The organism is Nocardiopsis endophytica, assembly GCF_027706725.1.
Taxonomy (GTDB): Bacteria; Actinomycetota; Actinomycetes; order Streptosporangiales; family Streptosporangiaceae; genus Nocardiopsis_A; species Nocardiopsis_A endophytica.
Window position 1 is genome coordinate 1 of record NZ_JAQFWQ010000191.1, and the last position, 6,145, is coordinate 6,145.

The following is a 6,145-nucleotide window of genomic DNA, read 5'->3' on the forward strand; positions in this document are numbered from 1 at the left end:
GTCAAAACCGCCGGAATGACAGCACCTTCGTCGAGATCATCGCCGGGTAGAAGCGCCGGGCCGACGGGCGCCACGAGCGCGGGCGATCACGCACCTTCACCACCGCGCTGCCACCCGGACCGCGAGGGGCCGAACGGACGGCAGGCAAGGCCCGGGAATCGCCCCGCTGTCGCCGTCGCCGCCATCCACGGCGACTGCGCACGCGCCGTACGGTCGACAGTGCTGCGGTGCGAGCCGCCTGCCTGTCCTCGTCGCCGCTCTCTACCCCACACTCCGACGGCCCGGGGCCCGGCCGGGGCCCTCAAGCGGGGTACCTGCCCATCCGCCGCCTGCACCGCCAGAGGCCCGCCGCCCGGCAGACAGGCCCCGGGAACCGCCCCGCTCCCCCGTCGCCGCCATCCACGGCGACCGTGCACACGCCGGATGGTCGACAGTGCTGCGGTGCGAGCCGCCTGCCTGTCCTCGTTGCCGCACTCCGCCCCACACCCCACCGGCCCGGGGCCCGGCCGGCGCCCGTGAGCGGGGTACCTGCCCAGCCGCCCCACCCACCCGGACCGCGAGCGACCCGGCAGACGACAGGCAGGTTCAGGCAACCGCCCTGCCTCCCTCCGTCGCCACCGAACGTGGTGACCATCCGCACGGCCGGTGCCGGACGCCCCAGCCGCCGGGGTGCGACGGCTGCCGCTAAGGTCGGTCGCTGCCGGTGGTCGGCCGAACCCCGCCCTCCACGGCGCCGTCCGACCGGCAGACACCATCGTCGACAGGAGCAGCCCCCATGCCCGACCACTCCGCCCCTCCCCGAAGCCTCCTCCTGGTCGGCGCCGTCTTCGCCTGCGTCGTGGCGGCCGTGGTCGGTGTCCTCGTCGCTCCCCGCCCGCTGCCCTTCACCACCGACGTCCTCCAGCGGGAGACCTCCCCGGAGATCTACGAGCCCTTCGGCGACGCGGGCGACCCCGAACCCGTCGAGGTCCTGCTGGTCCGCCGGTACTCGCTCGGTGGCGCCGTCTACACCTTCCAACTCGGCCATGACGCCGAGAACTACTTCCACGAGGTCACCGTGCCCGACGCCACCGGTGCCGCCGGTCCGCCGGAGATCGCCTCCGTCGACTGGACGCCCGACGAGATCACCGTGCGCCTCGCCTCCGGGCACGCGGTGGTGGTCCCCGCCGAAAAGGCCGTCGGCCACCGCTGACGCATCGTCCTGAGGGGGAGGAGAGGGAGGGACGAGGAGGGAACGACGGGGCGGAAGCGGGCGGAGACCCCGCGGGCCCCGTATCGGGCCCTGTGGCGCCGCTTGCTAGCGTTTGCCGGATGAGCGGTGAGCACATCGGCATCGTCGGCGCAGGCATCGTCGGACTGGCCCTCGCGGAGTGGATCACCCGCGAACGCCCCGGCGCGCGGGTCACCGTCCTCGAACGCGAGGAACGGGTCGCCGCCCACCAGACCGGCCACAACAGCGGCGTCGTGCACGCCGGCCTCTACTACAGGCCCGGCTCCCTCAAGGCCACCCTGTGCCGCCGCGGCACCGCCCTCCTGCGCGACTACTGCGCCGAGAAGGAACTCCCCTTCGAGGAGGCCGGCAAGGTCCTCGTCGCCCGGAACGCCGAAGAGGAGGAACGGCTCGGCCGCATCGAGGCCACCGCTCGTGAGAACGGCGTCCCCGACGTGCGCCGCCTCGGCCCCGACGGCCTTCGGGAGATCGAGCCGCACGTGCGCGGCACCGGCGGCCTCCACTCGCCGCACACCGCCATCACCGACTTCGTCGCGATCGCCGAATCCCTCGCCGACGACGTGCGCCGCGCCGGAGGCCGGGTGCTGCTCGGCACCCCCGTCATCGACCTGCGCCAGGGCGTGGGCGGCGCCGAGGCGCTCACCGGCGACCCCCGCGGCGAGCGCGTCCGTCACCGCTTCGACACGCTCATCGTCTGCGGCGGCCTGGAGACCGACCGCCTGGCCCGCATGGCCGGAGCGGGCGACGACCCCCGCATCGTCCCCTTCCGCGGCACCTACCACGAGCTCGCCCCCGAAGCCCGCCACCTGGTGCGCGGCCTGGTCTACCCCGTGCCGGACCCGCGCTACCCCTTCCTCGGCGTCCACCTGACCCGGCACGTGCACGGCGAGGTCACCGCCGGCCCCAACGCCCTGCTCGACCGCGCCCGCCTGGGGGACACCCTGCGCTGGCCCGGCTTCTGGCACCTGGCCCGACGGCACTGGGCGATGGGCGCCGCCGAGATGGCGGTATCCGCCTCCCCCGCGGTCTTCGCCCGCCAGGCGCGCCGCCTCGTCCCCGGGATCACCGCCCGCGACCTGCGCCCCGCCCCCTCCGGCGTGCGCGCCCAGGCGCTCGCCCGCGACGGATCGCTGGTGGACGACTTCGCGCTGGAGACCCACGACCGCATCGTGTGCGTGCGCAACGCCCCGTCCCCCGCCGCGACCTCCTCCCTCGCCATCGCCGAGTACCTGGGCGAGAAGATCGTCCCCACCCGGTAGCCCGGCCGCGCCCGGCGGGAACACTCCCGTCCATGGGAGCCGCCACCGGCGTTCCCCGGCTCGGCCGCGCCGCTGTGCTCGGCCACCGGGTACGCGCCCACGACCTGGACCGCCCGGGCGGTGGGGCGCGGGTGCTCGCCGTCGGCCTGCAGGACCACCCTCCGGGCCGGACCGCCGAACCCGCCCTGCGGCTGCGCGGCGGCCCGCCACCCGGACGGCGCACGGTACTGCTGCACTCGCTGCGAGGGGCGCTGCACCTGCACGATGCCGAGGACGCCCCGCTGCTCGCCGCCGCCCTGCGCGTCGACGACGCCCGGCAACTGCAGCGCCAGACCGCCGGGCCGACGCTCTTCCGCGTGCAGGAGGAGGGGCCGGGCCTTCAGCGCGCGCTCGACCGGGCGGCGGTGGCGATGCGCGAGGCCGCCGACTCCTCTCCCGCGCACACCAAGGGCGAGCTGAGCACCGCCGCGACCTCCGCTGTCGAACCGCTCATCCCCGCCGCTGCGCCCTGGTGCGCCGGGTGCGGCGTCCGGCACATCGACGACCTTCTCTTCCGCATGGCCACACTGCTGGCGGGCCTCGGCGCCTCCCTGGTAGACGGTGCGACCGTCTACCGCAGGCTCCCTGAGGCGGGGGAGCCGCCGCCAGCCGACGTCGCACGGGTCGAGCTCGTCCAACGCTTCCTACGCGTGTTCGGCCCCGCCCGCCCGGTCGATCTGGCCGCCTGGACGGGACGCACGCCCGCAACGGCACGGTCATGGTGGTCGACGGCCGCTTCGGCCCTGCGCCCTGTCGAGGTCGAAGGGAAGCGGCGCTGGGCGCCGGACACCCCCGGTGAGGCGCCCGAACCGGGCGAGGCGCCCCCGGGATCGGTGCGGCTGCTGGGCCCCTACGACCCGTTCACCGCCCTCGCGGATCGCGCCTTCCTCGTGCCCGACCCGGTTCTGCGGAGGAGGGTGTGGCGTGCCGCCGGGACCCCCGGCACGGTGCTGGCGCGCGGGGAGATCGCCGGGGTCTGGCGGAGGCGTACGCGCGGCGGCCGGTTGGACATCGAGGTCGCCCCGTTCGGCGCGGAACCCGGTTGGGGCGTCGCCGACCTGGAGGACGACGCGCGCCTCCTGGCCGACTGCGCCGGGGCGTCCGAGGCCGCCGTCCGGGTGGACGCCGAGATTCAGCCCTGATGTCGACTTCTTTTCGGACCGACCGAAACTCGGTGTGAAACGTGAAAATGCCGTGGCTGTAGGCATTTTCGACGTATGCGCCAGCTCACCCCACAGCGACCGGAACCGGTGTTGCGGACAGCGCGGCGTGTTGCGCGGGTGACTGTGGTGCCCTCCTGACCAGCAGTGGGGGAGGCGGCGTCCGGTTTCGGCCGTCCGGAGGAGCCGGAACGGCCGACCGCGAGTACGATCGCGCCGGATGGTCATGTGACGCGCATCACATGCTCACGCGCAATCCCACGTTGTGTAGTCAGTGATCATGGTCCGTGGCGCCCGGGCGGTCACCGTCCCACCGACCCCCGGGGCCGCCTGCGCCCGGTTCCGGTTCCCCCTATCGCGACCGGGGCGCGGCGGTCCCGGGCCTTCAGCGGAGGGCGTGGGCCCCGGAGCTCCGACCCGCTCCCCCCGGCCCCGCCGACTCCTCTCCGTGCCGCCGTCACCTCCATCCTCACGGTGCGTAGCATCGGCCGCCGCCGCGAAATCCGGTCGAGGCGCAGATGAACGCGCCGATACAGTGGACGCGTCACCACGAGGACCCGAGCGACGGAAGTAGACAGTGACCGACATCATCGACGAACTCGAATGGCGCGGCCTGCTCGCGCAGACCACCGACCTTGACGAACTTCGCAAGGCGCTCGCCGATGGCCCGGTCACCCTCTATTGCGGCTTCGACCCGACCGCGGGGAGCCTGCACGTCGGCCACCTCACGCAGATCCTGACGCTGGCCCGCTTCCAGCGCGCCGGGCACCGGCCCATCGCCCTCGTCGGCGGCGGCACCGGCCTCATCGGCGACCCGAAGCCCACCGCCGAGCGCACCCTGAACTCCGAGGAGACGGTCGCCGGCTACGTGGCCGCCATCGGCCGCCAGCTCTCGGCGTTCCTGCGCTTCACCCCAGAGGGCGCCGCACCGGAGCCGACCGACGCGATCCTGGCCGACAACGGCGAGTGGCTGCGCTCCATGAGCGCCATCGAGATGCTGCGCGACGTCGGCAAGCACTTCAGCATCAACCAGATGCTTCAGCGCGAGACCGTCAAGGCGCGCCTCGACGGCGACGGCATGAGCTACACCGAGTTCAGCTACGTGCTGCTCCAGTCCTACGACTACGTGCAGTTCTACCGGCGCCACGGGTGCACCCTGCAGATCGGCGGCAGCGACCAGTGGGGCAACATCACCGCCGGGCTGGAGCTCATCCGCCGCATGGACGGCAACGAGCCGCACGGCCCCGCGCACGCGCTCACCACCAACCTGCTGACCAAGGCCGACGGCACCAAGTTCGGCAAGACCGAGGGCGGCAGCGTCTGGCTCGACCCCGAGCTCACGACGCCGTACGCCTTCTACCAGTTCTGGTTCAACACCGACGACCGGGATGTCGCGCGCTACCTGCGCGTGTTCAGCTTCCGCACCCGGGAGGAGATCGAGGAGCTGGAGCGCCAGACCGAGGAGCGCCCCGCCGCCCGCGCCGCCCAGCGCGCGCTGGCCGAGGAGCTCACCACCCTGGTGCACGGCGAGGAGGAGTGCCGGAAGGTCATCGAGGCGAGCCAGGCACTGTTCGGCCGCGCCGACCTGTCGGCGCTGGACGCGCGCACGCTGGACGCGGCCCTGGCCGAGGTGCCCAAGGCCGAGGTCCCCTCCGTCGGCGACGGCGTCCCGGTGGTCGACCTCCTCGCGGACACGGGCCTGGTCCCCAGCAAGTCGGCGGCCCGTCGCGCGGTCCAGGAGGGCGGCGCGTACCTCAACAACACCAAGGTGACCGACGTCGAGGCGGTGCTCGGCGCGGACGACCTGATGCACGGCCGCTACGCGGTGCTGCGCCGGGGCAAGCGCAACATCGGCGGCGTGGTCGTGGGCTGAGGGGCTTGCGCCCCGCGTAGGTCCCGCACACCGACGGCGTGCGTATACGGGAGGCGTTCCTGGCAGGGGCGCCTCCCGTTCGCGTTCGGCGGGACGGGCCGGGCACCCGGTCGCTCCGGGGGAGCGCCGGGGAACGGAAGTTTCTCGGCGGACCGTGTGTTTAAGGGTGTCGGACGCGGGGGAAGAAGACCCCTGCAACCAACGACGACCTACCGCGCGGCCCGCAGTAGCGGGGCTGTGCGAGCTCGAAGGCGGAGGCCCGCTGGAGACGGCAGGGCCGATTTGACGTCTCCGGGCGCGGAACCTATCGTGATCTAGCCGAGCGGGACGGCGGCCCTCACGGGGCCGGAACCGGACCGCCGCCCTTCCAAGACAGCACGGTCCGGGCATCGATCCGGGGCTGCTAGTCTGTTTCACCGGTCTTCTCCGACCGGATGAAATCCCGGAAGGAACCTCGCCGAAGTGCTGGAAACGGCATGCGAGAGCGCCGGTTCGGCGCCACTCGGAAAGCGTGGTAAATTCGGAGACAGCGGAAAGCCGCCTCTAGCGGAAAAGCGACATGATCCTCGCGGGTCAGGGCTTG

The 6,145-nt window shown here is 73.3% G+C and carries 4 protein-coding genes; all 4 read left to right on the forward strand.

What is annotated here, in order from left to right:
* Nucleotides 1-775: 775 nt before the first annotated feature.
* The 4 genes from O4J56_RS31695 to tyrS all read left to right on the forward strand — a co-directional run bounded on the left by O4J56_RS31695 (nt 776) and on the right by tyrS (nt 5,562).
* On the forward strand, nt 776-1,192 hold the full coding sequence (locus O4J56_RS31695) for a hypothetical protein (protein ID WP_270690906.1): 417 nt from the start codon (nt 776-778) through the stop codon (nt 1,190-1,192).
* 119 nt (nt 1,193-1,311) lie between these two features.
* Nucleotides 1,312-2,490 (forward strand): L-2-hydroxyglutarate oxidase, encoded by a 1,179-nt coding sequence (lhgO, locus tag O4J56_RS31700; protein ID WP_270690907.1) that lies wholly within the window; start codon nt 1,312-1,314, stop codon nt 2,488-2,490.
* A gap of 32 nt (nt 2,491-2,522) precedes the next feature.
* A complete protein-coding gene (locus tag O4J56_RS31705; RefSeq protein ID WP_270690909.1) occupies nt 2,523-3,671 on the forward strand; it encodes a DNA glycosylase AlkZ-like family protein in 1,149 nt (382 codons plus the stop codon).
* 595 nt (nt 3,672-4,266) lie between these two features.
* Entirely contained in the window at nt 4,267-5,562 is a 1,296-nt protein-coding gene (tyrS, locus tag O4J56_RS31710; RefSeq protein ID WP_270690910.1) for a tyrosine--tRNA ligase, read from the forward strand.
* Nucleotides 5,563-6,145: the final 583 nt, after the last annotated feature.